The organism is Stenotrophomonas sp. 57 (assembly GCF_030291075.1).
GTDB lineage: Bacteria > Pseudomonadota > Gammaproteobacteria > Xanthomonadales > Xanthomonadaceae > Stenotrophomonas.
The window spans coordinates 881,419-907,179 of sequence record NZ_CP127407.1; the positions used below are offsets into that span (position 1 = coordinate 881,419).

A 25,761-nucleotide genomic window follows, 5' to 3' on the forward strand; every position below is an offset into this window, starting at 1 on the left:
AGGAGAACCCGCAACATGACGGTTACCGCCAACCAGGTTCTGCGTCCTCGCGGTCCGCAGATCGAACGCCTTACCGACACCCGTGCAAAGGTCGTTATCGAACCTTTGGAGCGGGGTTACGGGCATACGCTGGGTAATGCCCTGCGTCGCGTGCTGCTGTCGTCCATCCCGGGCTTCGCCATCACGGAAGTCGAAATCGACGGCGTGTTGCATGAGTACACCACGGTCGAAGGTCTGCAGGAGGACGTGCTTGAAGTCCTGCTCAACCTGAAGGACGTGGCCATCCGTATGCACTCCGGCGACAGCGCCACCCTGTCCCTGTCCAAGCAGGGCCCGGGCGTTGTCACCGCTGCCGACATCAAGGTCGACCACAATGTGGAGATCCTGAACGGCGACCATGTCATCTGCCACCTGACCAAGGACACGGCAGTCAACATGCGTCTGAAGATCGAACGTGGTTTCGGCTACCAGCCGGCTGCCGCGCGTCGTCGTCCGGACGAAGAAACCCGTGCCATCGGCCGCCTGGTCCTGGATGCCTCGTTCTCGCCGGTCCGCCGCGTCGCCTATGCCGTGGAAGCGGCCCGCGTCGAACAGCGTACTGACCTGGACAAGCTGGTCATCGATATCGAGACCAACGGCACCATCGATGCCGAGGAAGCCGTGCGCACCGCCGCCGACATCCTCAGCGATCAGCTGTCGGTGTTCGGTGACTTCACCCACCGCGACCGCGGTGCGGCGAAGCCGGCCAACAACGGCGTGGATCCGGTGCTGCTGCGCCCGATCGACGATCTGGAGCTGACCGTGCGTTCGGCCAACTGCCTGAAGGCTGAAAGCATCTACTACATCGGCGATCTGATCCAGAAGACCGAAGTGGAGCTGCTGAAGACCCCGAACCTGGGCAAGAAGTCGCTCACCGAGATCAAGGAAGTGCTGGCTCAGCGCGGCCTGTCGCTCGGCATGAAGCTGGAGAACTGGCCGCCGGCCGGCGTCGCCAGCCACGGCATGCTGGGCTGATATCGGTAATGCCTGAGGGCTCCACCGTTCGCGGTGGAGCCTTCAACGCAACACAACATGCCACGACGAACCCAAGGTTCGCGGGCAGGTCGTCCAGGATGGATGGCCAGGACCACCCGCAGTCCGCGCAGCAACGCCAGGATGGCGACAACGATCCACACAGCCTCATCATTAACCAAGGAATATCACCATGCGTCATCAGAAGTCTGGCCGTAAGTTCAGCCGTACCAGCGCCCACCGCGAAGCGATGTTCAAGAACATGGCCGCCTCGCTGTTCAAGCACGAGCTGATCAAGACCACCCTGCCGAAGGCCAAGGAACTGCGCCGCGTTGCCGAGCCGCTGATCACCCTGGCCAAGGTCGACTCCGTCGCCAACCGCCGTCTGGCCTTCGCCCGCCTGCGCGACAACGAAGCCGTGGGCAACCTGTTCACCATCCTGGGCCCGCGCTACGCGAACCGTCCGGGCGGCTACCTGCGTCTGCTGAAGTGCGGTTTCCGCGCCGGCGACAACGCGCCGATGGCCTACGTCGAGCTGGTTGACCGTCCGGTCGTGGCCGAGGAAGTGGCCGAGTAATCGGACCGCTCCAACGCGACACAGCGAAAGCCCGGCCTCTGCCGGGCTTTTGCGTTTCTGCGGATCCCGTGCCGCGGGCACGGGCTCTGACCCGCACCGTTCCGACAGGCGTGCCGTGTGGCGGTTCGAACGGGGCGCGCTGTCGGTTACGCTTGGCGCCTGATCCATTCGAGCGTTGACGATGAATCCACTGCGCTGGCCCTTCCGCGCCCAGTTCTTCCTGGGCTTCCTGATCTGCGCGGGCCTGCTGGGCTACGCCATCTTCCTGCAGCTGAAGATGGGCCTGGAGCCGTGTCCGTTGTGCATCTTCCAGCGCCTGGCGTTCGCTGCGCTGGGCCTGCTGTTCCTGATCGGTGCGCTGCACGGGCCGTCCAACCGCCCCGGCCGCGCGACCTATGGCGTGCTGGCCTTCATTGCCGCCGCAGTTGGTGTCGGCATCGCCGCTCGCCACGTCTACGTGCAGATGCTGCCGCCGGAGATGGGCGCGACCTGCGGCCCGCCGCTGAGCTTCCTGCGCGAGACCATGGGCCCGCTGGAAGTGTTCCGCACGGTGCTGACCGGCACCGGCAACTGCGGCAATATTGACTGGACGTTCCTGGGCCTGACCATGCCGATGTGGTCCGGCGTGTGGTTCGTGCTGCTGGCGCTGTGGGCGCTGGCGGTGTCGCTGCGCAAGGTCAAGCGCTGAGAGCAAAACGGGGTCGGAACCCTTTGCATCGCAAAGGGCGCTGACCTCATTCCCGGTGCGGGGTCAGAGCCCTTTCCTGCGGAAAGGGATCCGACCCCTGTCTCCTCAGAAATCCTGCTGCAGGCTCAGGTAGGCGCCGCGGCGTGGCCCCCACTGCGGGGCGAACACGCCCACGCCACCGCCATCACGCAGCTGGTAGCTGCGGTCCAGCGCGTTGATCACGGCCAGCTGCACATGCAGTGGATGCCCGCTGTCGGCGTTGAAGTCGTGCCCGGCGCTGAGGTTCACCTGCAGGTACGCCGGCAGTTCGCCGCCGTTGGGCACGCCCTCGATGTCCGAACGCAGACCGCTGCCGAACACGTAGTTTGCACCGATCCGGTTGTGGCCGGCGAAGGCGTAGCTGAGCCCACCCGATGAGGTCAGCTTCTGGTCGTGGTCGAGGTGGATCCAGTGGTCGGCCACGTAGGCCAGCGCATCCGGATCGAGGTTGTACTGGCCGGTGATGACCCGGGTGCCGATTGCCTTGTTGTACGCCGCATTGAAATAGGCGCTGAAGGGGCCGTTGCTGTAGTCGGCACTGAACTCCAGGCCGCGGATGTGGCCACGGCGATAGTTGAAGGTCGAATAGATGTAGGCGGCGCCGAACTGGCCTTCATCCTGCAGCCGCGCGACGCGCCGATCATAGGCATCCAGGCCGAGCGTCAGGTGCTCGCCCAGCTGCTGCGAGACGCCGATGTCGTAGTAGTCGCTGCGTTCGGCCAGCGGCGTGTTGCTGCCGCCGCTGGGTTGCTGGTTGGTGGTGCCGTCGTACAGGGCGATATCGCTGCTGGCGATCAACTCACTGGCAGGCGGCGTGAAGTAACGCGAATAGCCGGCATGCACGGTGGTGCTGTCGCTGGCATTCCAGACCACCCCCAACCGCGGGCTGAGCTGACCCTCGGTGTGGCCGAAGGCCTTGTAGCGATCGCCGCGCAGGCCGTAGTTCACGGTCCAGTCGTCGCCGATCTTCCATTCGTCCTGCACGTACAGCGCCAGCGTACTGGCGTGGAAGGCGCTGCGATCCGGAATCAGCAGCGGCGTGGTGCTGGACTGCTGGCCGGCATCATCGACCGGAAACACCCAGCTGCTGTTGCTGGCCTGCGCGTTCTCGTAATTGCCGTACAGGCCGTAGCGCAGCGTGTGGTCGTTGCCCAGCGGGGTGGAGAAGTCGGCCTGCAGGGTGTTGGCGCGGTTGCTGCGCTGGACCTGCGAGGCGACGCCGCTGAACACCAGGTCGCCGACGACATCCGGGTTGAATGCCACATCGCTGTAGCGCTGCCCGGCAGAGACCTGGTAGGCGGTGCTGCCCAGCGTGCCCTGCAGCACCAGCATGCCGAAGCGGGTGGTCTCGCGCTGGGTCTCGTCCAGCTGGCTGGAATCGAACGTGGTGGTATCGAGATAGCCGAACTGTGGAGTCTGGCCCGGATTGACCGGGATCTGGAAACGGTTGTTGGCGAAGCCGGCGAACACGCTCAGGCGGGTGTTGTCGTTGACCAGGTAGGTCAGGTCGGCGAACGCCTTGCCCTGATGGGTGTCGTCGTGCATTGGCTTGCGCGAGCTGGTCGGGTTCTCCAGGCCAACCTCGTTCTGGTCGTAGTTGCCGGTCAGGAACCAGCTCCAGCGGCCCTGGTTGCCCCACCAGGAGGCATTCGGGTTGACCTTGCCGAACGAGCCCGCGGTGAGTCCGGCGCTGCCGCCATTGCCGAGCTCGGCGCCACTGCGGGTGGTGATGTCGACCACCGCCGCGGTGCGCTCGCCGAACTGCGCCGGCAGCGCGCCGTCCATCAGGCGGATGCTCTTGATGGTGCGCGCGTCCAGGGTCTGGCCGAAGCCGGAGATCGATTCGGGCAGCAGCACGCCGTTGATGCGGTACTGCAGGTTGGCGTGGTCGCCGCGCACATGGACGCCGCCATAGGAGTCCTGGACCACGCCCGGGGCCTGCAACAGCACCTGGCTGAGCGGGGCGGAGGCACCCAGCGGCTGCTTCTGGATGTCCTCGGCGGTGATCTGGTACTGGCTGCTGCCGATGTCCGGCGACAGCGCGTTGCGGGCCTGGTCGAGCTGGGCACTGACGGTGACGGTATCGAGGTCCTTCACCGGGGCCGCATCGGCAGCCAGGGCGAGGGAGGGCAGGCTGGCCAGGGTGAGGGCGAAGGTGATGCCGGTAGCGAGCAGGGAGGGCTTCATGGCGGATAGGCTGTGGAAGGGGCCAATGGGGATTGAGTGTTACTTCGTAACAGTGCGTGGCGAATCATGCGCCTGTCCGGCCGGCCGTGGGCGTGCCGCTTCTGGCCAATCGCGATGCGCTTTCCCCGGCGTTCAGTCATGTGGAGACGATGTTCGACCCTTTGCGACAGCGGTCGGCTCTGCGACCATGAACGCCCCCCACCTCCGGAAGTCTGCAATGAGCCTGTCCGCCGTTTCGCCTGTCCCCGATCCTGCCGCAGCCGCCGCTGGCGCTGCCTGGTCGCCGGAGAGCTGGCGTGGCAAGACCGCGCTGCAGATGCCGACCTATCCGGACCCGGTGGCGCTGGACGCCGCTCTGCACGAGCTGAAGCGGCTGCCGCCCCTGGTCACCTCGTGGGAGATCCTGGCGCTGAAGCAGCAGCTGGCCGAGGCCCAGGAGGGCAAGCGCTTCCTGCTGCAGGGGGGCGACTGCGCCGAGAATTTCAGCGACTGCGAATCGGGCACCATCTCCAACCGCCTGAAGGTGCTGCTGCAGATGAGCCTGGTGCTGGTTCACGGCCTGCGCCAGCCGGTGATCCGCGTCGGCCGCTTCGCCGGCCAGTACGCCAAGCCGCGCTCGGCCGATACCGAGACCCGCGACGGCGTGACCCTGCCCAGCTACCGTGGCGATGTGATCAACGCGCCGGCCTTCACCGAAGCGGCACGCCTGCCGGACCCGAAGCGGATGCTGCAGGCCCACGCGCACTCGGCGATGACGATGAACTTCGTGCGGGCGCTGATCGATGGTGGCTTCGCCGACCTGCACCACCCCGAGTACTGGAACCTGGAGTGGGTAAGCCACTCGCCGCTGGCCGCCGAGTACCAGAAGATGGTGGCCTCGATCGGCGATGCGGTGCACTTCATGGAGACCCTGGCCGGGGCCCGCGTGCACAACCTCAACCGCATCGATTTCTACACCTCGCACGAGGCGTTGCTGCTGCCCTACGAGCAGGCGCTGACCCGGCAGGTGCCGCGCCAGCAGGGCTGGTTGAACCTGAGCACGCATTACCCGTGGATCGGCATGCGTACCGCCGCGCTGGATGGCGCGCACGTGGAGTACCTGCGTGGCGTGCGCAACCCGATCGCGATCAAGGTCGGCCCGTCGGTGACGCCGGACCAGCTGCTGCGCCTGATCGACGTGCTCAACCCGCATGACGAACCGGGCCGCCTGAGTTTCATCCACCGCATGGGCGCCGCGCAGATTGCCGAGAAGCTGCCGCCGCTGCTGGATGCGGTCAAGCGCGACGGCCGCCGTGTGCTGTGGGTGTGCGATGCGATGCATGGCAATACCGAGAGCACCGCCAACGGTTTCAAGACGCGCCGCTTCGACAACGTGCGTGGCGAAGTGGAGCTGTCGTTCGATCTGCATGCGGCCGCAGGCACGCGCCTGGGGGGTGTGCACCTGGAACTGACCGGCGAGGACGTGACCGAGTGCACCGGTGGCGCACGCGAACTGACCGAGCGCGACCTGGAGCGCGCGTACCGCTCGACGGTGGACCCGCGGTTGAATTACGAGCAGTCGCTGGAGATCGCGATGGCGATCGTGCGCAAGCAGGAGCAGGTGCGGTAAGGGTTTTTCGGCAGGGCTTGCAGCCCTGCACCTGCCAGAAGCCGAAGCAACAGCAACGGCAGAAGCGGGCATTCCGTGGGGTGGCGGGGCGGTGTGGGTAGGCAGGACACGCCGTAAACCCATCCATGGGGGCTCGATGGCGCCATCCATGGCGCCAACGGTCCTGCCTACCCACACCGCCCCGCCTCTGACAGATCTCTGCGACCTGCGGTAGATCCACGCCATTCGTGGATGAATCACTATGGAAATCGAATATATCGATATCTGTGAGATTTGAGCCGAGCATGGCTCGGCTCTACAGAAGCGCGAACAGATCGCGGAAATCTGTCGAAGGCGGGGTGGGTCCGGTTGCGGGAGTGTCCGCGGCATGGATGCCGCGGCCAAGCCCCCAAGGATGGGTTTACGGCGTCTCCCGCAACCGGACCCACCCCGCCATCCCACAGGAAACCCGCTTCTGCTTCGGCTGTTGCTGTTGCTCTGGCTTCGGCAGGTGCAGGGCTGCAAGCCCTGCCGACCAACACCCTGCTTACGAACGACTGACGTGACGCTCATGCGCCATGCGCGAGGCTGTCCGCTTGGCTGTTCGAGTGGAGGTGGCAACGGTGCACTGGCAAACCGCACAGGCCTACGCATGGCCGTTGGGATTGGCAGCAGTGGTGGGCGGCGTCGGTGCGTGGCTGATCCTGTGGATCTATCACCGGCTGAAAGGGCGTGATCGGCGGCGCGCGCGCATCGGTCGCGTGCTTGGATTGCCGATGGCCACCGCATGGCCGCTGCTGCTGTTGATTCCAGCGCTGCAGGCCACGCCGCTGCAGGATCCCGTGCTGGGCAATCTGCAGCATGTGCTGCACATCGCGCTGACCGCCTGCTTCATCTGGTTGCTGGTGCGAGCGGTCGCCGCGGGTGAGCGCGCGATCCTGCGCAACCATCCAATCGATGTCTCCGACAACCTGGAGGCACGCCGCATCCAGACCCAGACGCGGGTGCTCAGCCGCGTGTTGATGGGCGGCATCATCGTGCTCGGTGCCTCGCTGGTGCTGTTGACGTTCCCGATGGTGCAGAAGATCGGCACGGCCCTGCTGGCGTCGGCGGGCCTGATCGGCCTGGTGGCGGGTATCGCGGCCAAGCCGGTGTTCGGCAACCTCATTGCCGGCCTGCAGATTGCGGTAACGCAGCCGATCCGCCTGGATGACGTGGTGATCGTCGAAGGCGAGTGGGGCCGCATCGAGGAGATCGGCAGCAGCTACGTGGTAGTGCGCATCTGGGATGAGCGGCGGATGGTGGTGCCGCTGACCTGGTTCATCGAGAACCCGTTCCAGAACTGGACGCGACGCAGTGCCGATCTGCTCGGCACGGCCTTCCTGTGGCTGGACTACCGAGCACCGATCGCGGCGATCCGTGCCGAGCTGGAGCGTATCTGTCGTGGCGAAGCGCTGTGGGATGGTCGGGTCTGCGTGACCCAGGTGACCGAAACCAGCGAACGCGCAATCCAGGTACGCCTGTTGGTCAGCGCACGCAGTTCCGGCGATGCCTTTGACCTGCGCTGCCTGGTGCGCGAGCGCATGCTCGATTTCCTTGCGCGCGAGCATCCGCAGGCGCTGCCGCAGGTCCGTGCACGCGTGCAGCACGATGATGAGCTGGATATGCCGCGCGGTCCGCGGGCGCGCACCGCGGATGTGCGGTCGCCGGGTGCTGAAGATGGTGAGGCCGCGATCGCGCCGATGGAGCCTGACCAGCCTCTGTAGAGCTGAGCCGTGCTCGGCTGCTTTCGATTTTCCGGTGAAGCCGAGCGTGGGCTCGGCGCTACAGAAACACGATCAAGGCTCGCCGGCGTCGATCAGTGCGTCGGTATCAAAGTGCGGCGGCTTGCGCGCGCGCGTGCGTTGCTCGTAGGCGTAGGCCATCTCGATCAGCTTCGGCTCGCTCCAGGCGGTGCCCATGAACAGCAGGCCGACCGGCAGGCCGTCGATCTGGCCCATCGGCACGCTGAGGCTCGGGTAGCCGGCCACGGCAGCGGCGCTGTAGCTCTCGCCGGGGAAGTCGTCGCCTTCGCTGCGGATCGGCCATGCGACGCCGGTGGTCGGCGCCACCAGCGCATCGAGTTGATGGGCGGCGAGGGCGGCATCGATGCCCTCCGGACCGGCCAGGCGGCGGGCTTCACTGCGTGCGCGGATGTAGACCGGGTCTGCCAGGCCCGCGGTGGCGTCAGCCTCCACCAGCAACTCCTGGCCGAACAGGCCCAGTTCCTGTTTGCTGTGCGCCTGGTTGAAGGCGATCAGCTCGGCCAGGCTGCGCAATGGCGCGCGGTGGGTGCTGAAGTAGCGCTCCAGCCCGGCCTTGAATTCGTACAGCAGCAGCGTGCGCTCGGCCTCGGCCCAGGCACCCTGGTTGGGCAGCTCCACCGGCACCACCACGGCGCCGGCGCGACGCAGCTCGGTGGCGGCCTGTTCGATCAGGGGCGGCATGCCGCGGTACTTCAGCAGCGGCGTCTGCAGCAGGCCGATGCGTTTGCCGCGCAGGCCCTGCGGGTCCAGGCGGGCGGTGTAGTCGTAGACCGCGCGGCCGGGCATGGTCGCGGTGGCCGGATCGGCATCGTCGCGGCCGGCGATCGCGGTCAGCACAGCGGCGGCATCGGCGACGCTGCGTGTCATCGGCCCGGCGGTGTCCTGGCTGAAAGAGATCGGCACGATGCCATCGCGGCTGACCAGGCCGACCGTCGGCTTCAGGCCGACCACGCCGTTGATGGCGGCGGGGCAGACGATGCTGCCGTCGGTTTCGGTGCCGATCGCCACGCTGGCCAGGTTGGCGGCCACGGCCACCGCGCTGCCGCTGCTGGAGCCACAGGGCGAATGGCTCAGGCGATAGGGATTGCGGGTTTGGCCACCGCGTGCGCTCCACCCGGAAATCGAATCATTGCCGCGGAAGTTGGCCCATTCGCTGAGGTTGGTCTTGCCCAGCACCACGGCACCGGCCTCGCGCAGCCGGCGCACCAGGTAGGCGTCGTCCGGGCGGAATCCCTGCAGGGCCAGCGAGCCGGCGCTGGTGGCCATCGGCGCGGCGTTGATGTTGTCCTTCAGCAGCAGCGGGATGCCGTGCAGCGGGCCGCGCAGGCGTCCTTCGCGGCGCTCGCGGTCGCGCGCGGCCGCTTCCTTCAGGGCATCGGGGTTGAGCTCGATCACCGCGCGCAGGCGCGGCCCGGTGCGGTCGAGGCTGGCGATGCGCTGCAGGTAGGCCTGGGTCAGGGTGGTGCTGTCCAGCTCGCCGGCGGTCATCCTCGCCTGCAGGTCGGCGACATCGGTTTCGGCATACGGGAACGGCACGTTGCGGCTCGCAGGTTCGGCCGCATGGGCGCTGGACGTGGCGGGGCTGCAGCCAGCCGAAAGCAGCGCAGGCAGCGCGGCGAGCAGGCAGGTCAGCAGAGGCGTCAAGGACGGGCGCATGGGGCGGCTTGGTCGGCTCCAATCCCCAGTGTAGCCGGTGCTCAGCGGTGGCGCTTGCGCAGGTCGCGGGCGAGGACGTAGACCACGATCAGGTTGATCGCCAGGATCGTCCACGACGGCCAGCCGGGATGGCGGATGATCGCGAAGATGTCGAAGGGCAGGTACAGCGAGGCGGTCAGGCAGCCCAGCCAGGAGGCCCAGGCCTTGGCCCGCCACAGGCCCCAGGCTTCGACCAGGTGCAGCAGGCCGTAGCCGATCATCCCCGCCGCGGCCAGGTGCACCGCGTCGGGGCTGATCATGTGCAGCAGCGAGGGCAGGGTGCCATGGTCCGGATCCAGGCTGAAACGCCGGATCAGGACCATGATGCCGTGCCGCAGCGGCTGCGGTCCGAGCACTTCCAGCCCGGTGGCCGCCAACAGCGCCAGCATCGCCTTGCTCGCTTCGAGCAGGGCGATGACGTGGAGACCCGGATGCCGGTGTGGATCCGGGTTGTAGCCGCTCGGGTTCACGGGGTGCTGGCTCAGCCGCCGCGCGAAGCCTTCTTGCGGTCGCTTTCGGTCAGGAACTTCTTGCGCAGACGGATCTCCTTCGGGGTGATCTCGACCAGCTCGTCGTCTTCGATGAAGTCCAGGGCCTGTTCCAGCGAGTACTTGATCGCCGGGGTCAGCTGGATCGCATCGTCCTTGCCCGAAGCGCGCATGTTGGTCAGCGGCTTGGTCTTGATCGCGTTGACGGTCAGGTCGTTGTCCTTGGAGTGGATACCGACCAGCTGACCTTCATACACGTTGTCGCCTTCAGCAGCGAAGAGCTTGCCGCGCTCCTGCAGCGGGCCCAGCGAGTAGGCCGGCGTGGTACCCGGGGCGTTGGCGATCATCACACCGTTGATGCGCTTGGCGATGGCGCCCTGTTCCTTCGGACCGTAGTGGTCGAACACGTGGAACAGCAGGCCCGAACCCTGGGTGAGGGTCTTGAACTCGTTCTGGAAACCGATCAGGCCACGGGCCGGGATCTGGTATTCCAGGCGCACGCGGCCCTTGCCGTCCGGCTCCATGTTCTTCAGCTGGCCCTTGCGGGTACCCAGCTTTTCCATCACGCCGCCCTGGTGCACTTCTTCGATGTCCACCACCAGCTGCTCGATCGGCTCCATCATCTGGCCGTCGATTTCCTTGATGATCACTTCCGGGCGCGACACGGCCAGCTCGTAGCCTTCACGACGCATGTTCTCGATCAGCACCGACAGGTGCAGTTCGCCACGGCCGGAGACCAGGAACTTGTCGGCGTCTTCCAGCTGTTCGACCTTCAGGGCCACGTTGTGGACCTGCTCGCGGTCCAGGCGGTCCTTGATCTGGCGGCTGGTCAGGAACTTGCCACCGGACAGATCCTTGTTGCCGGCGAACGGCGAGTTGTTGACCTGGAAGGTCATCGAGATGGTCGGTTCGTCGACGGTCAGTGCCGGCAGCGCTTCCGGGGTGTCCGGGTGGCACAGGGTGTCGGAGATGGTCAGTTCCGGAATGCCGGAGATGGCCACGATGTCACCGGCTTCGGCGGTGTCCTGCTCGATGCGCTCCAGGCCCAGGAAGCCCAGTACCTGGGCGACCTTGCCGTTGCGCTTCTTGCCTTCACGGTCGATGACCGCGACCTGCATGTTCTTCTTCAGGGTGCCGCGCTGGATGCGGCCGATGCCGATCACGCCCACGAAGTTGTTGTAGTCCAGCTGGCTGATGCGCATCTGGAACGGGCCTTCCGGGTCCACTTCCGGACGCGGGGCGTGCTGCATGATCGCTTCGTACAGAGCGGTCATGTCGCCGTCGCGCACGGTATCTTCCAGGCCGGCGTAGCCGTTCAGGGCCGAGGCGTAGACGATCGGGAAGTCCAGCTGCTCGTTGGTGGCGCCGAGCTTGTCGAACAGGTCGAAGACCTGGTCGATCACCCACTCCGGACGCGCGCCCGGACGGTCGATCTTGTTGACCACGACGATCGGCTTGAAGCCCATCGCGAAGGCCTTCTGGGTGACGAAGCGGGTCTGCGGCATCGGGCCGTCCATCGCATCGACCAGGATCAGCACGGTGTCGACCATCGACAGCACGCGCTCGACCTCACCACCGAAGTCGGCGTGCCCGGGGGTGTCGACAATGTTGATCCGGTTCTTGATGCCGGTCTTCTTGTCTTCCCAGGTGATGGCGGTGTTCTTGGCCAGGATGGTGATGCCGCGTTCCTTTTCCTGGTCGTTGCTGTCCATCACGCGCTCGGCGAGGACGGTGCGCTCGGACAGGGTGCCGGACTGCTTCAGCAGCTGGTCGACCAGGGTGGTCTTGCCATGGTCGACGTGGGCGACGATGGCGATGTTGCGAAGATTTTCGATGGACATACGAAAGGGGGCCAGTCGGCGCCGGATTTGGAAAAAGAAGTCCAACATTATACGTCGAACTTGACGATTCGCGAAAAGATGGAGTTCACGCCCGTCACGCCCCCCATTCAGCTGACCATCCGCGGCCCCGGCCGAGGCCGCCAGGACCCGGCGGCGCGGCTCCCCGTCCGTGGGCTGAAGCGAGGCGCTTCACCCATGGTCGAAGCCGCCGCCGACACGAGGCGGGTGTAAACTAGGTGGCTAGACGCATTCCCCTTTGCATCAAGGATCTTCATGTCCCTCATCGCCACTTTCGACACCACCCAGGGCCCGATCAAGGTCGAGCTGTTCGCCGACAAGGCGCCGCTGACCGTGGCCAACTTCGTGAACCTGGTCAAGCACGGCTTCTATGACGGCCTGATCTTCCACCGCGTGATCGCCGACTTCATGATCCAGGGCGGCTGCCCGCAGGGTCGTGGCACCGGCGGCCCGGGCTACAAGTTCGAAGACGAGAAGAATGGCGTGAAGCACGAGGTCGGCTCGCTGTCGATGGCCAATGCCGGCCCGAACACCAACGGCAGCCAGTTCTTCATCACCCACATCAAGACCGACTGGCTGGACGGCCGCCACACCGTCTTCGGCAAGGTCCTGGAAGGCCAGGCCATCGTCGATTCGGTCAAGCAGGGCGACGTGATCCATTCGATCACCCTGGAAGGCGACGTCGACGCCGTGCTGGCCGCCCAGGCCGACCGCGTCGCCGAGTGGAACAAGCACCTCGCCGCCTGATTCCCCTTCGAAACGGCCACCCACGGGTGGCCGTTTCCCTGTTCCCCGCCGCCCGCCAGGCCTGCGTGGCTCTGCCCGCGGCGTCCCATCAAACGCTTGCAAGCAAGAGGAAACCCCCATGAAAGCACCCGTTCGTGTTGCCGTGACCGGCGCCGCCGGCCAGATCGGTTATGCCCTGCTGTTCCGCATCGCCTCCGGCGAAATGCTGGGCAAGGACCAGCCGGTCATCCTGCAGCTGCTGGAACTGCCGGTGGACAAGGCCCAGGCCGCCCTGAAGGGCGTGATGATGGAGCTGGAAGACTGCGCCTTCCCGCTGCTGGCCGGCATGGTCGGCACCGATGACGCCGAAGTCGCGTTCAAGGACGCCGACATCGCCCTGCTGGTCGGTGCACGTCCGCGTGGCCCGGGCATGGAGCGCAAGGACCTGCTGCTGGAAAACGCCAAGATCTTCACCGCCCAGGGCGCGGCGCTGAACAAGGTCGCCAGCCGTGACGTGAAGGTGCTGGTGGTCGGCAACCCGGCCAACACCAATGCCTACATCGCCATGAAGTCGGCCCCGGACCTGAAGCCGGAAAACTTCACCGCCATGCTGCGCCTGGACCACAACCGCGCCCTGAGCCAGCTGTCGACCAAGCTGGGCAAGCCGGTCGGTGGCATGGAGAAGCTGGTCGTGTGGGGCAACCACAGCCCGACCATGTACCCGGACTACCGTTTCGCCACCGCCGATGGCGCGTCGATCGCCGATGCGATCAACGACCAGGAGTGGAACGCCAACACCTTCATCCCGACCGTGGGCAAGCGCGGTGCAGCGATCATCGAAGCCCGTGGCTCGTCCTCGGCCGCTTCGGCCGCCAACGCCGCCATCGACCACGTGCGTGACTGGGTGCTGGGCAGCAACGGCAAGTGGGTCACCATGGGCGTGCCGTCCGACGGTTCCTACGGCATTCCGGAAGGCGTGATCTTCGGCTTCGCCGTGACCACCGAGAACGGCAAGTACACCCTGGTGAAGGATCTGCCGATCGACGACTTCAGCCAGAAGTACATCGACAAGACCCTGGCCGAGCTGGAAGAAGAGCGCGCCGGCGTCGCCCACCTGCTGGGCTGATACGGGCCTCGGCCGGTAGGTGCCGACCGTTGGTCGGTACGCAGAAAACGGGGAAGCTTCGGCTTCCCCGTTTTCATTTGGAATTCCTGGAACCGCATGATCCACCTGCACTACATCGACGACGCGCTGCTGGTGGCCGAGAAGCCGGCCGGCCTGCTGTCCGTGCCCGGCCGCAGCGCCGAGAACCAGGACTGCGTGGTCGCGCGCCTGCAGGCGGTGTACCCGGACGCGCTGACCGTGCACCGGCTGGACCAGGTCACCTCGGGCCTGCTGCTGCACGCGCGCGGCAAGGAGATGCAGGCCGCAGTGTCGATGCAGTTCGAGCAGCGCCAGGTCGGCAAGTGCTACGAAGCCGTCGTGCAGGGTGTGATCGAAAGCGATGCCGGTGAAGTGGACCTGCCGCTGATCGTGGACTGGCCGAACCGGCCGAAGCAGATGGTCGACCATGGGAGCGGCAAGCCGGCGCTGACGCGTTGGCGCGTGCTGGCGCGTGATGTTGAAGCGCAGCGCACGCGCGTGGCGCTGGAACCGATCACTGGCCGCAGCCATCAGCTGCGGTTGCACATGGCCAGTCTTGGCCATCCGATTGTTGGCGACGTGCTGTATGACGCGGCACCGGCGCACCGCGTGCATCTGCATGCGCGCAGCCTGCGGTTCACGCATCCGCTGACGGGCGAGGTGCTCGCGTTCGAGTCCGCGGCTCCGTTCTAGGGGGTCGGCAGGGCTTGCAGCCCTGCACCCGCAGAATTAACGTCAACGTCAAAAGCGGGCTGTCCGTGGGGTGGCGGGGCGGTGTGGGTAGGCAGGACACGCCGTAAACCCATCCATGGGGGCTCGATGGCGCCATCCATGGCGCCAACGGTCCTGCCAACCCACACCGCCCCACCCCCGACAGATTCCTGCGGCGGTTGGTAACGGCTGTCGCTGTTGGTCTTGGTAGGTGTCGACCTTGGTCGACACGATTTTTCTGTCAGATATCGAATTGAATATTGAATCTGGGATCCGACCCCGTGCTCCGACAGATCGCGGAAGTCTGTCGAAGGCGGGGTGGGTCCGGTTGAGGGGGCGTGAGCCGCATGGGCCCGAGGCATGCCTCGGGCGGGTTGGGCAGGACGCCCAACCCCGGTCTTGCCGTGTGCGCAGGACTGCGCACACGAGCAAGCGGCGACCGAGCTTACATGGACGTACTTGCAGCGTCCCCCTCAACCGGACCCACCCCGCCATCCCACGGATAGCCGGCTTCTGCCGTTGACGTTGCTCTGGCCTCTGCAGGCGCAGGGCTGCAAGCCCTGCAGAACAAACCCCACCCCCTACCAAGGTAGGGCGGCCCGCACGCCAGCGCCGGACTATCCTCGAACCCATGACTTTGTCTGGGAGGGCTGCGTCATGAACTACGAGGAAACCTACCGTCGCTCGATCGACGAGCCGGAGGCCTTCTGGGGCGAGGAAGCCAAGCGCATCCATTGGCACAAACCGCCACAGCAGGTGCTCGACTACAGCAACCCGCCGTTCCGGCGCTGGTTCGTCGGCGGCGAAACCAATCTCTGCTACAACGCCGTCGACCGCCACCTGGCCGAGCGCGCCGACCAGCTCGCGCTGGTTGCCATTTCCACCGAGACCAACAGCACCCGCGAGATCACCTATCGGCAGCTGTACCGCGAAGTGAACGACTTCGCCGCGGTGCTCAAGCACCTCGGTGTCGGCCACGGCGATCGCGTGGTGATCTACATGCCGAACATGGCCGAAGCCGTGTTCGCGATGCTGGCGTGCGCGCGCATCGGTGCGGTGCATTCGGTGGTGTTCGGAGGCTTTGCCGCGCATAACCTGGCGCTGCGCATCGACGATGCCAGGCCCAAGCTGTTGATCGCCGCCGATGCCGGCATGCGCGGTGGCAAGCTCATTCCGTACAAACCGATGGTCGATGCCGCCTGCGCTGAAGCGGCTTCACCGCCACCGCACGTGCTGATCGTGTCGCGCGGGCTGGACGCAGCCGAACCGCGCGCGCCGGGCCGTGATGTGGAGTACGCCACGCTGCGCGCGCAGATCGGTGAAGTCGATGTGCCGGTGCAATGGCTGGAAGCAAGCGAGCCGAGCTACCTGCTGTACACCTCCGGCACCACCGGCAAGCCCAAGGGCGTGCAGCGTGACGTGGGTGGCTACGCGGTGGCGATGGCGCAGTCGATGGAGACCGTGTTCGACTGCAAGCCGGGCCAGGTGATGTTTTCCACCTCTGATGTCGGCTGGGCTGTCGGTCATTCCTACAATGTGTACGGTCCGCTGATCGGTGGTTGCACCTCGCTGCTGTACGAAGGTCTGCCAACCAACCCGGACCCGGGCATCTGGTGGGCGCTGTGCGAGCAGTACAACGTGCGCACGATGTTCTCTTCGCCGACCGCCATCCGCGTGCTGAAGAAGCACGACGCGGATTTCATCCACCGGCATGACCTGGGTGCGCTGAAGTACCTGTTCCTGGCCGGCGAGCCACTGGACGAACCCACCGCCCACTGGATCAGCGAAGCGCTGGGCAAGCCGATCATCGACAACTACTGGCAGACCGAAACCGGCTGGCCGGCGCTGACCCTGCTGCCGGGCCTGGAGATGAAGCCGGTGCGCTTCGGTTCGCCCGGCTTCCCCAATCTCGGTTACCGGATGAAGGTGATCGACGAGAACACCGGCGAGGAGGTCGCGCCGGGGCAGAAGGGCGTGCTGGTGGTCTCGCCACCGTTGCCGCCGGGCTGCATGAGCACAGTGTGGAATGATGACAGCCGCTTCCTGCAGAGCTACTTCAGCCACTTCAAGGAACTGCTGTACAGCTCGCTGGACTGGGCGATCCGCGATGACGATGGCTACACCTTCATCCTGGGCCGCACCGACGATGTGATTAACGTGGCCGGGCATCGCTTGGGCACGCGTGAGATCGAGGAAGCCATTTCAAGCCATCCGCGCGTGGCCGAGGCGGCGGTGATCGGGGTCATGGACGAACTGAAGGGACAGGTGCCGCTGGTGTTCGTCACCCTCAAGCAGGGGCTCAACGGTGAGGACCCGGCGCCGGTGGTGGCGGAGATGATGGCCACGGTGACCACTTCGCTCGGCGCGGTAGCGCGCCCGGCGCATGTGCACGTGGTCAATGCGCTGCCCAAGACCCGTTCGGGCAAGCTGCTGCGACGCTCGCTGCAGGCGCTGGCCGAACAGCGTGATCCGGGGGACCTGTCGACGCTGGATGATCCCAGCGCACTGGAGGAAATCCGCCGCGCGCTGGGGCGCTGACCTGCTTCTGTAGAGCCGAGCCGATGCTCGGCTCCGCATGCCTTGCCAAGGCAGCCGAGCATCGGCTCGGCTCTACAGGGGAGGCCGTTGCTGCACCGCAGCTTCCTCCCTGCAACCGGTGCGCTAAGCTCGGTTGCAGGGGAGCGTGCCCGCAAGGGCGCGCTGGCATGGCGCATGAAGGGAGGGGGAGGCAATGGCATTGCTGCACGCCAAGACGGCGGCTGGCCGTCAGGAAATCGAAGACCGTGGCCGGCGCCTGCCGGCAGCACTGCGGTCGATCCTGCTGATGGTCGACGGCCATCGCGACGACACTGAACTGCGCGGTCTGTTCGAAGGCCTGCGCGCGCCGGCCGATGCGTTGGAGCAGCTGGCAGCGCAGGGCCTGATCGAAGTGATCGGCGGCAGCGCTGAGGCGCCACCGGCGCGCGGCATCAGCGCCGGCCGCGAACAGGATCCGGCGTTGTACCAGCACCTGTACGACGCGATGAGCGAAGCCGTACGGCGCCATCTCGGCCTGAAGGGCTACTTCATGCAATTGAAGATCGAGCGCTGCACCGATGCGGTGGCGCTGGAGCGCCTGTGCCCGGAACTTCTGGCGGCGGTGGGCAAGGCGCGCAGCCCGGCGCTGGCGCAGCGCTGGTGGCAGGAAACGCAGGCGTCGATGGTGAATGATGGTGGCGAGGTCGTGGAGGCCTGAGCCACCGCGTAAAGTGATCGGTTCACTTCCCCACAAGGAGTCCCGCGTGCAGGACGACCACGACGACACCGACACCCCAGGCTGGGACGCGATCAACGCAGCACTGGCGCCGTTGTATGCAGGCCAGGAACCGCGTCATTTCGGCACCGCGCTGTCGTACACGCTCGGCGGCCAGGATCCACTGGATGGCATCAGCGTGTACTGGGCGGATGCGCCGGTGCCGCACTGGCACTACGTCACCTACGGCTTCTCCGAGCTGTACACCAAGGAAAGCAGCGATGCCGCCGCCAGCGGCTATGGTTTCGAGCTGACCTTCCGCCTCGCTGCCGACACCGGTGAGAACGCTGGCAGCTCGCCGCCGGTGTGGCCGATGAACCTGCTGCAGAACCTGGCGCGCTACGTGTTTGGCAGCGGAAACGTGTTCGAGGATGGTCACCATCTGAATGCCAATGGCCCGATCGCGCTGGAGACCGACACGCGCCTGTGCCACCTGGCTTTCATTGCCGACCCGCAGCTGCCGGCGCGCGACACCGCCAATGGCCACCTGCAGTTCCTGCAGCTGGTCGGCCTGACCGACGAAGAGATGGAGGCGGTCAAGCGCTGGTCGACGCGCGGTGTGCTGCAGGCGCTGCAGCCGGCGATGCCGCTGTGGATCAGTGATCTGCATCGCGGCAACCTGCTGGACGATCCGGCACTGACGGCCCGGGTGCGGGCCGGCAGCGAGCGCGAGGGCTCCAGCACCGGCATGTTGTTCATCGAGACGCTGGACTGGGGGCAGGAGGCGGGCGTCACCACGCTGGTGCTTGGCGCGGGCCAGGTGGCCAGTGTGTGTGAACTGCTGCCGCTGCGCCTGCGACACGGCAGATCGCTGGAGCTGGTCAGCCGCGAGCGGCAGTGGGAATTCATTCCGGCCGGGCCCGGTGAAGCCGGCGAGGTGTCCACTGACAGCGCGCGCTGGCCCTTGGACGAGACAGGGCTGCAGGCCCTGGCAGGCGTGCGTGCCGAACGTGGCCTCTACCCGGTGGCGGGAGCACTGCGCATCGAGGTGGTGCCGACCTACCTGCGCGATGCAAAGGGTGAAGTGATCCGCCAGATCGGTTGACCGGGCGGGTGGAACCGGTGGGGTCAGATCCGTTCGCCATGCGGACGGCTCTGACCCCTGGTCAAGGTCAGGCCAGGCCTTCAGCCTTCAGCGCGGCCTGCACGCCGGCATCGGCGTCCATGCGTGCCTTGTAGGCAGCCAGGTTGTCCAGGCCGGACAGGTCGACCTTGGTGCCGGCGGCCCAGCGCAGGGTGATGTAGAAGTAAGGGTCGGCGTAGCTGCGGAAACCGGCCAGCCAGGGCTTGTCCGCCAGCTGCTTGTCAGCGGTCTCGAACAGCCCGCGCAGGCGCTTGTGTGCGGCGGCGCGGATCGCATCGAACTGGCTTTCGTCGGCGATGAACTTGCCCGGTGCGAACAGCGGCGAGAAGGCCGGGTGCACGTCGGAATTGACGAAGGCCAGCCAGCGGGTGGCTTCGGCACGCTGGCGCGGGCTGCCGTCACCCGCGAGGCCGGCCTGCGGGTAGCTGTCGGCGATGTAGCCCATGATCGCGGCGTTCTGCAGCAGCACGAAGTCGCCGTCGACCAGCGCGGGAACGGCGCCGGCCGGATTGATCTTGAGGAATTCCGGACCCTTCAGGGTGTCCTTGTTCAGCAGTTCAACCTCGAACGGCTGGCCGGTCCACTGCAGGGCGATGTGGTCGGCGGTGGAACAGGCACCGGGCTTGCTGTACAGCTTCATGGGAACTCCAGGTGATGCGGGCGGGAAACGCCCACTATCCCAGAGCCTGCCGGCGGGCGGCAACGCCGCCGCCAGCACGGATCGTTACGACTGCCGCGGCTTGAGGTTCTGCACCTTGTAGAAGGTGTGATCGCCGATGGTGGCCACCTGGTAGGCGTTGCGCCAGTTCGGGCTGGCGATGGACAGCGCGGCGAAGTGGCTGGCACCGGGCACGATCTCGCGGCGTTCGCCGGCCGGCAGCGCCCAGTTGCGCTCGGCATCGAAGGCCACGTTCATCGCCTCGCTCCACGCCGCGTCATTGCCCAGCTGGGTGCCGGGGGAGACGATGGTCGGTGCGAACTGCTTGCGCGCGGTGACCACCTGGCACATCGAGTCACCCCACAGGCCACTGTCGAGGCGACGCAGGGCGACCTCGGCGACGGCCTGCTGGCCACGCAGGGTCTGGTCGCGGGCTTCCAGGTAAACGGTGGTGCTCAAACACAATGAATCAGCGGCCGGCTGCGGCAACAACTGCGACAGCCAGAGAATCCAGGCCAGTTTCATATAACTCCTTGCTCCGTATGGGCCGCACTTCCCGGCCCCCGCAGCGGGGGCTGCGGGACGGGGTACGACTTGGCGTCATGGGGAGGCGGCCATCGGGGCCGCCCCGTGGGCGGCCCCAAAAGAAACGATCAGTACCGATCGAGGGGGCCGCACCGGCTCACCGGAAACTGGCTGGTGAGCGGAAGATGGCGCAAGGTAGGGGGGGATAGCCGAACGCATCGTGAACCGTCCGGCTTGACATTCAGGTTCGGGAGGGGTGACGGAAATCACATTCCGCCCCCCATTCAGGCACTCATCAGAGCGCGGCGGCGACCCGGCTGCCCTGGTCGATGGCCCGCTTCGCATCCAGTTCTGCGGCCACGTCGGCACCGCCGATCAGCTGCGTGTTGATGCCGGCCGCCTGCAGCTCGGCCTGCAGCGAACGGTTCGGTTCCTGCCCGGCGCAGATCACCACGTGATCGACCGGCAGCAGCTGTTCGCTGCCATCAACGCGGATGCGCAGGCCGTCATCGTCAACGCCCAGGTACTCGACGCCGCCGAGCATGCGCACGCCCTTGGCTTTCAGCGTGGCGCGATGGATCCAGCCGGTGGTCTTGCCCAGCCGTGCACCGGGCTTGCCCGGGCTGCGCTGCAGCAGCCACAGCCGGCGTGGCGAGGCTTCTGCCTGCGGCCTGGCCAGCGAGCCGCGCGCTTCGAAGCTGGCGTCAACGCCCCATTCGGCCATCCAGCGCTGCGGGTCCAGCGACGGCGACTCGCCGGCATGGCTGAGGAACTCGCCGACATCGAAGCCGATGCCGCCGGCGCCGATGATCGCCGCATTGGCGCCCACCTGGACCCGGCCCAGCAGCACGTCCAGGTAGCTGACCACCTTGGCATGGTCGGCGCCAGGGAAGTCGACCCTGCGCGGGGTGATGCCAGTGGCCAGCACCACCTCGTCAAAGCCGGCCAGGCGGCTTGCGTCGGCACGGGTGCCCAGACGCAGCTGCACCCCGGTTTCAGCCAGCTTGTGGCGGAAATAGCGCAGCGTCTCGTAAAACTCTTCCTTGCCCGGGATGCGCTTGGCCACGTTGAACTGACCGCCGATCTCCTCGTTGGCATCGAACAGGGTGACCTGATGGCCGCGCTGGGCGGCGACCGTGGCGCAGGCCAGCCCGGCCGGACCGGCACCGACTACGGCGATCTTCTTCGGCGCAGCGGTCGGGCGATAGACCAGCTCGGTCTCGTGCGCGGCGCGCGGATTGACCAGGCAGCTGGCCAGCTTGTTCTCGAACACGTGGTCCAGGCAGGCCTGGTTGCAGGCGATGCAGGTGTTGATCGCCTCGGCGCGGCCGGCACGGGCCTTGTTCGGCCATTGCGGGTCGGCCAGCAGCGGGCGTGCCAGGGACACCATGTCCGCGCCGCCATCGGCCAGGATGCGCTCGGCGACCTCGGGCATGTTGATGCGGTTGGTCGCCACCAGCGGCACCGTCACATGCGGCTTCAGCTTGGCAGTGACCCCGGCAAAGGCCGCGCGCGGCACCGAGGTGGCGATGGTCGGAATGCGCGCTTCGTGCCAGCCGATGCCGGAATTGATGATCGTCGCGCCGGCCGCCTCGATCGCCTGCGCCTGCTGCACGATCTCTTCCCAGTTGCTGCCGTCTTCCACCAGGTCCACCAGGGACAGGCGGTAGATGATGATGAAGTCCGGGCCACAGGCCTCGCGGATGCGGCGCACGATCTCCACCGCGAAGCGCATGCGCTGTCGCGCGTCGCCACCCCAGGCATCGGTGCGCGTGTTGGTGCGCGGGGCGATGAACTCATTGATGAGGTAGCCCTCCGAGCCCATCACTTCCACGCCGTCGTAGCCAGCCTCGCGGGCCAGCTTGGCGCTGCGTGCGTAATCGGCGATATGCCGCTCGACGCCGCTGGCCGACAGCGCACGCGGGGTGAACGGGTTGATCGGCGCCTTGAGCTTCGACGGTGCCACCGACAGCGGATGGTAGGCATAGCGGCCGGCATGCAGCAGCTGCAGGCAGATCTTCGCGCCATGCTGGTGCGCGGCAGCGGTGAGCTGCCGGTGCGGGCGTACTTCCCACGGCCAGGACAGCTTGCCGCCGAACGGCTTCAGCCAGCCCACCACGTTGGGCGCGAAGCCGCCGGTGACGATCAGGCCGACACCACCCTCGGCGCGCTCGGCGAAATAGGCCGCTAGGCGCGGGAAATCACGGGCGCGATCTTCCAGGCCGGTGTGCATCGAGCCCATCAGTACGCGGTTGCGCAGCTGGGTGAAGCCCAGGTCCAGCGGAGTGAACAAGTGGGGATAGGCGCTTTCGTTGGCTGGCGACATGGTCGATACGCTTGCGTACGGAAGCGCGAAGCGTGCCGCGAAACGTCGGTCGGGGCAAGGGCTGGCGAATCGGTAGCGCCGGGCCATGCCCGGCGACGCGGCTACCCGTGGCCGCGCTGCGCGCTCGCCGGGCGCGGTCCCGGCATCGGCCGGCCAATCCCGAACCAGCCCAGCGTCACCCCGCACAGCGGGCCGATCAGCAAGGCGAAGGCGAGGGTGCCGAGCCCGACATTGCCGCCCAGCCACCAGCCCAGCAGCAGCACGCTGCCTTCGATCAGGCTGCGCACCTTCCAGATCGGCCAGCCGGTGCGGGCGTGCAGGCCGGTCATCAGGCCGTCGCGCGGGCCAGGCCCGAGCCTGGCACCGATGTACAGGCCCGTGGCCAGCGCAACCAACAGCATGCCGGCGCAGAACATCGCCAGCTGCCAGCCCAGGCCCATGGCAGGCGGCAGCAGCCACAGGCCGAACTGCGCCGACGGGCCGATCAGCATCACGTTGAGCACGGTGCCGACGCCCGGCTTCTGCCGCAACGGCCACCACAGCAGCAGCACCAGCGCGCCGATCACGTTGGTGGCCAGGCCGAAGGACAGCGGTGTCTGTGCGGCGATGCCCTGCGACAGCACATCCCAGGGTGCCACGCCGATCGCGGCACGGATCATCAGCGAGGCGCCGAAGCCGTACAGAAACAGGCCAACGATCAGTTGCAGCAGGCGCAGGGGCAGGGCGGTGGGCATGGCACGCTCGGGGAGGGGAGGATCTGTTTCCACCGTATCCCCGTTTCCGAATCATCCATAGATACAGATGACAGCCAATCCGCTGCCACAGGCGGAAGCTGCAGCGCCGAGCCCATGCTCGGCGCTACCGGCGCGTCAGTCGCCCCAGCCGGCCAGCGCCAGCTTGCCCACCGTGCGCCCGCTGGCCAGGCGCTGATGGGCGATGTCCAGATTGGCCGCATTGATCGTGCCCAGCGTCTCGCTGAGGGTGCCGCGCAACTGGCCCGCGTCGATCATGCTGGCTGCACGGCTGAGGATGCGGTGCTGTTCGATGCGGTCGGCGGTGGCGAAACGCGAACGCGCGAACATGAACTCCCAATGGATGCCGATGCACTTGGCCTTGTAGGGATCGCCGATGCGCAGTGCGCCGCGCGGTTCGACGATGAGGCCGACATGGCCCTGTGGCGCCAGCACCTGACCCAGTTCATCCCAGTACTGGTCAGTGTCGGCCAGATTGAGGGCGACCTGTACTGCGTCGATGCCCAGCGCCTGCAGCTGGGGCAGCAGCGGCTGCCGGTGGTCGATCACCTGCTGGGCGCCCATCTGCCGGCACCAGTTGATCGACGCCTCGCGCGAGGCGGTGGCGATCACCTCGAATCCGGCATGCCGGGCCAGCTGGATCGCCATCGATCCAACCCCGCCTGCGCCGCCGATCACCAGCAGGTGCTGGCCGGCATGGCGGCGATCATCCAGCTGCAGTGGCATGCGCTGGAACAGCAGTTCCCATGCGGTAAGCGTGGTCAGCGGCAGGGCCGCCGCTTCGGCGAAGTCGAGCGTCGTCGGCTTGCGCGCCACCAGGCGTTCGTCCACAAGATGGAACTGCGCGTTGCACCCAGGGCGGGTGACATCGCCGGCGTAGTAAACCTCGTCACCAGAAGCGAACAGGCTGGCCTCTTCGCCGATCGCTTCGACCACACCCGCAGCGTCCCAGCCGAGCACGCGCGGCACGTCGAGCACGGCGGGGGCAGTGGCGGCGCGCTGCTTGCCATCGACCGGGTTGACCGAGACTGCTTCGACCCGGATCAGCAGATCACGGCCGGTGGGAGGCAACGGCGGAGGCAGCTGGACATCGCCCAGGGCGGGGGCGGATTCACGACTCAGGGCGACGGCTTTCATCTCGGCTCCGGCTGGGTTCGTAATCCCATCATAAGGTTCCTCACCTTTCCGCAGACGCGCTGAACCGTGTGAAGCAGTGCGTCGCGCAGTATGTCGTTTCCTGCACCTAAACCTCCTCAAACCCTTGTGGTGTGAGGGTCTTGCGGATTTTCATCATCCTGTATAGGGTTTCAACGTCGGACCGGTGGAGGGTCGGGCGCAACACTTCACATGTTACGGGACTGTTAACATGACCTTCACCCGCCTGAGCATAATGTTCGCGGCGGTGGCGTGCTGAATCGGCTGTCGAACATCGACGCAGTAGTGCTGGCCCATGCCTCTACCGGTTTCATACCCCCGAAATAGGAGCTGTACTCAATGAACAAGAAGATCCTTACTGCCGCGCTGCTGGGTGGTCTGGCTTTCGCCCAGGCTGCCTCCGCGCAGGAGTTCGATGACCGCTGGTACCTGACCGGTTCGGCCGGCTTCAACTTCCAGGACAGCGACCGTCTGACCAATGACGCTCCGTTCGTCACCCTGGGCCTGGGCAAGTTCATCAGCCCGAACTGGTCGCTGGACGGTGAGCTGAACTATCAGAACCCGAACTTCGATTCGAACCAGGACCTGAACTGGTCGCAGTACGGCATTTCGCTGGACCTGCGTCGCCACTTCATCAAGGAAGGCCGCGGCTGGAACCCGTACATCGTGGGTGGCCTGGGCTACCAGAAGTCGGAAGAAGAGTACCCGGCACTGGACAACAACGGTCCGCGTCAGCGCAAGGACGGCAACGTTGCCGCCAAGCTCGGCGTCGGTCTGCAGACCACCTTCGAGAAGCGCGTTGCTGTCCGCGCCGAAGTGGCCTACCGCGCTGACTTCGACGACCAGAGCGTTGCCGCTCGCAACGAAAGCTGGTTCGGCGACGTGCTGGCTTCGGTCGGCGTCGTGATCCCGCTGGGCCCGGCTCCGGTCGCGGCTGCTCCGGCTCCGGCTCCGGTTGCCCCGAGCTGCGCCGACCTGGACGACGACGGTGACGGCGTCAACAACTGCGACGACAAGTGCCCGAACTCGCAGCCGGGTCAGACCATCGGTCCGGACGGTTGCCCGGTTCCGGTCTCCATCGACCTGAAGGGCGTCAACTTCGACTTCGACAAGTCGAACCTGCGTCCGGACGCCGTGGCGATCCTGAGCGAAGCCACCGAGATCCTGAAGCGTTACCCGGATCTGCGCGTTGAAGTTGCCGGTCACACCGACTCGAAGGGTACCGACGCTTACAACCAGAAGCTGTCGGAGCGTCGCGCTACCGCCGTGTACAACTACCTGACCAAGAACGGCGTTGACGCCGGTCGCCTGGTCGGCCCGATCGGCTATGGTGAGAGCCGTCCGATTGCTCCGAACACCAACCCGGATGGTTCGGACAACCCGGAAGGTCGCGCCAAGAACCGTCGTACCGAGCTGAACGTCCAGAACTAAGTTCTGACGCTCTGCCCGCA

The 25,761-nt window shown here is 66.4% G+C and carries 21 protein-coding genes; 12 read left to right on the top strand and 9 right to left on the bottom strand.

Annotated features, from left to right (window positions below; genetic code table 11):
- Nucleotides 1-15 precede the first annotated feature (15 nt).
- The 3 genes from rpoA to QP512_RS03980 all read left to right on the top strand — a co-directional run bounded on the left by rpoA (nucleotide 16) and on the right by QP512_RS03980 (nucleotide 2,276).
- Nucleotides 16-1,014 carry a DNA-directed RNA polymerase subunit alpha gene (gene rpoA, locus QP512_RS03970; protein WP_004145453.1) on the top strand — a complete coding sequence of 333 codons (999 nt, stop codon included), beginning with the start codon at nucleotides 16-18 and terminating at the stop codon, nucleotides 1,012-1,014.
- A 190-nt stretch (nucleotides 1,015-1,204) separates the two neighbouring features.
- A complete protein-coding gene (gene rplQ / locus QP512_RS03975) occupies nucleotides 1,205-1,588 on the top strand; it encodes a 50S ribosomal protein L17 (protein ID WP_005408217.1) in 384 nt (127 codons plus the stop codon).
- Nucleotides 1,589-1,769: 181 nt separating this feature from the next.
- Nucleotides 1,770-2,276: a disulfide bond formation protein B gene (locus QP512_RS03980; protein WP_286071048.1), complete on the top strand. Its 507-nt coding sequence runs from the start codon at nucleotides 1,770-1,772 to the stop codon at nucleotides 2,274-2,276.
- 105 nt (nucleotides 2,277-2,381) lie between these two features.
- Here QP512_RS03980 and QP512_RS03985 read toward each other — a convergent pair whose 3' ends face one another.
- Nucleotides 2,382-4,502, bottom strand: coding sequence for a TonB-dependent receptor (locus QP512_RS03985; RefSeq protein WP_286071049.1), 2,121 nt, complete (start codon nucleotides 4,500-4,502; stop codon nucleotides 2,382-2,384).
- Nucleotides 4,503-4,719: 217 nt separating this feature from the next.
- Here QP512_RS03985 and QP512_RS03990 point away from each other — a divergent pair, with 217 nt between their 5' ends.
- Both QP512_RS03990 and QP512_RS03995 read left to right on the top strand, forming a co-directional pair.
- Nucleotides 4,720-6,111 (top strand): 3-deoxy-7-phosphoheptulonate synthase class II, encoded by a 1,392-nt coding sequence (locus QP512_RS03990; protein ID WP_286071050.1) that lies wholly within the window; start codon nucleotides 4,720-4,722, stop codon nucleotides 6,109-6,111.
- Between the two features lie 557 nt (nucleotides 6,112-6,668).
- Nucleotides 6,669-7,856 carry a mechanosensitive ion channel family protein gene (locus QP512_RS03995; RefSeq protein ID WP_343229510.1) on the top strand — a complete coding sequence of 396 codons (1,188 nt, stop codon included), beginning with the start codon at nucleotides 6,669-6,671 and terminating at the stop codon, nucleotides 7,854-7,856.
- A gap of 72 nt (nucleotides 7,857-7,928) precedes the next feature.
- Here the strand turns inward: QP512_RS03995 and QP512_RS04000 are convergent, their stop codons facing one another.
- The 3 genes from QP512_RS04000 to typA are packed head-to-tail and all read right to left on the bottom strand — an operon-like array spanning nucleotide 7,929 to nucleotide 11,919.
- The gene (locus tag QP512_RS04000; RefSeq protein WP_286071052.1) at nucleotides 7,929-9,551 is read right to left on the bottom strand and encodes an amidase; all 1,623 of its coding nucleotides are present in this window, start codon (nucleotides 9,549-9,551) and stop codon (nucleotides 7,929-7,931) included.
- Between the two features lie 41 nt (nucleotides 9,552-9,592).
- Complete coding sequence (locus tag QP512_RS04005; RefSeq protein WP_049467554.1) at nucleotides 9,593-10,060, bottom strand: DUF2127 domain-containing protein; 468 nt, start codon at nucleotides 10,058-10,060, stop codon at nucleotides 9,593-9,595.
- A gap of 11 nt (nucleotides 10,061-10,071) precedes the next feature.
- A complete protein-coding gene (gene typA, locus QP512_RS04010) occupies nucleotides 10,072-11,919 on the bottom strand; it encodes a translational GTPase TypA (RefSeq protein WP_286071053.1) in 1,848 nt (615 codons plus the stop codon).
- A 273-nt stretch (nucleotides 11,920-12,192) separates the two neighbouring features.
- Between typA and QP512_RS04015 the strand changes: the two genes are divergently transcribed.
- The 6 genes from QP512_RS04015 (at nucleotide 12,193) to QP512_RS04040 (ending at nucleotide 18,855) form a co-directional block, all read left to right on the top strand.
- Complete coding sequence (locus tag QP512_RS04015) at nucleotides 12,193-12,684, top strand: peptidylprolyl isomerase (RefSeq protein ID WP_005408225.1); 492 nt, start codon at nucleotides 12,193-12,195, stop codon at nucleotides 12,682-12,684.
- A gap of 118 nt (nucleotides 12,685-12,802) precedes the next feature.
- Nucleotides 12,803-13,789, top strand: a complete 987-nt coding sequence (locus tag QP512_RS04020) for a malate dehydrogenase (RefSeq protein ID WP_004153634.1) — start codon at nucleotides 12,803-12,805, stop codon at nucleotides 13,787-13,789.
- A 96-nt stretch (nucleotides 13,790-13,885) separates the two neighbouring features.
- A complete protein-coding gene (locus QP512_RS04025; protein ID WP_286071054.1) occupies nucleotides 13,886-14,500 on the top strand; it encodes an RluA family pseudouridine synthase in 615 nt (204 codons plus the stop codon).
- Nucleotides 14,501-15,175: 675 nt separating this feature from the next.
- The gene (gene prpE / locus QP512_RS04030) at nucleotides 15,176-17,056 is read left to right on the top strand and encodes a propionate--CoA ligase (RefSeq protein WP_286071055.1); all 1,881 of its coding nucleotides are present in this window, start codon (nucleotides 15,176-15,178) and stop codon (nucleotides 17,054-17,056) included.
- Between the two features lie 193 nt (nucleotides 17,057-17,249).
- Nucleotides 17,250-17,753 (top strand): hypothetical protein, encoded by a 504-nt coding sequence (locus QP512_RS04035; RefSeq protein WP_286071056.1) that lies wholly within the window; start codon nucleotides 17,250-17,252, stop codon nucleotides 17,751-17,753.
- A gap of 46 nt (nucleotides 17,754-17,799) precedes the next feature.
- Nucleotides 17,800-18,855 carry a suppressor of fused domain protein gene (locus QP512_RS04040; protein ID WP_286071057.1) on the top strand — a complete coding sequence of 352 codons (1,056 nt, stop codon included), beginning with the start codon at nucleotides 17,800-17,802 and terminating at the stop codon, nucleotides 18,853-18,855.
- Nucleotides 18,856-18,922: 67 nt separating this feature from the next.
- Here the strand turns inward: QP512_RS04040 and QP512_RS04045 are convergent, their stop codons facing one another.
- From QP512_RS04045 to QP512_RS04065, 5 genes are all read right to left on the bottom strand, one after another.
- Nucleotides 18,923-19,534, bottom strand: coding sequence for a glutathione S-transferase N-terminal domain-containing protein (locus QP512_RS04045; RefSeq protein ID WP_286071058.1), 612 nt, complete (start codon nucleotides 19,532-19,534; stop codon nucleotides 18,923-18,925).
- Nucleotides 19,535-19,618: 84 nt separating this feature from the next.
- On the bottom strand, nucleotides 19,619-20,077 hold the full coding sequence (locus tag QP512_RS04050) for a cell wall hydrolase (RefSeq protein ID WP_004154513.1): 459 nt from the start codon (nucleotides 20,075-20,077) through the stop codon (nucleotides 19,619-19,621).
- Nucleotides 20,078-20,372: 295 nt separating this feature from the next.
- Nucleotides 20,373-22,403 (bottom strand): NADPH-dependent 2,4-dienoyl-CoA reductase, encoded by a 2,031-nt coding sequence (locus tag QP512_RS04055; protein ID WP_286071059.1) that lies wholly within the window; start codon nucleotides 22,401-22,403, stop codon nucleotides 20,373-20,375.
- Between the two features lie 101 nt (nucleotides 22,404-22,504).
- The gene (locus QP512_RS04060) at nucleotides 22,505-23,137 is read right to left on the bottom strand and encodes a hypothetical protein (protein ID WP_286071060.1); all 633 of its coding nucleotides are present in this window, start codon (nucleotides 23,135-23,137) and stop codon (nucleotides 22,505-22,507) included.
- Nucleotides 23,138-23,272: 135 nt separating this feature from the next.
- Nucleotides 23,273-24,292 (bottom strand): zinc-binding alcohol dehydrogenase family protein, encoded by a 1,020-nt coding sequence (locus QP512_RS04065; protein ID WP_286071061.1) that lies wholly within the window; start codon nucleotides 24,290-24,292, stop codon nucleotides 23,273-23,275.
- 357 nt (nucleotides 24,293-24,649) lie between these two features.
- Here QP512_RS04065 and QP512_RS04070 point away from each other — a divergent pair, with 357 nt between their 5' ends.
- Complete coding sequence (locus tag QP512_RS04070; protein WP_286071062.1) at nucleotides 24,650-25,741, top strand: OmpA family protein; 1,092 nt, start codon at nucleotides 24,650-24,652, stop codon at nucleotides 25,739-25,741.
- Nucleotides 25,742-25,761: the final 20 nt, after the last annotated feature.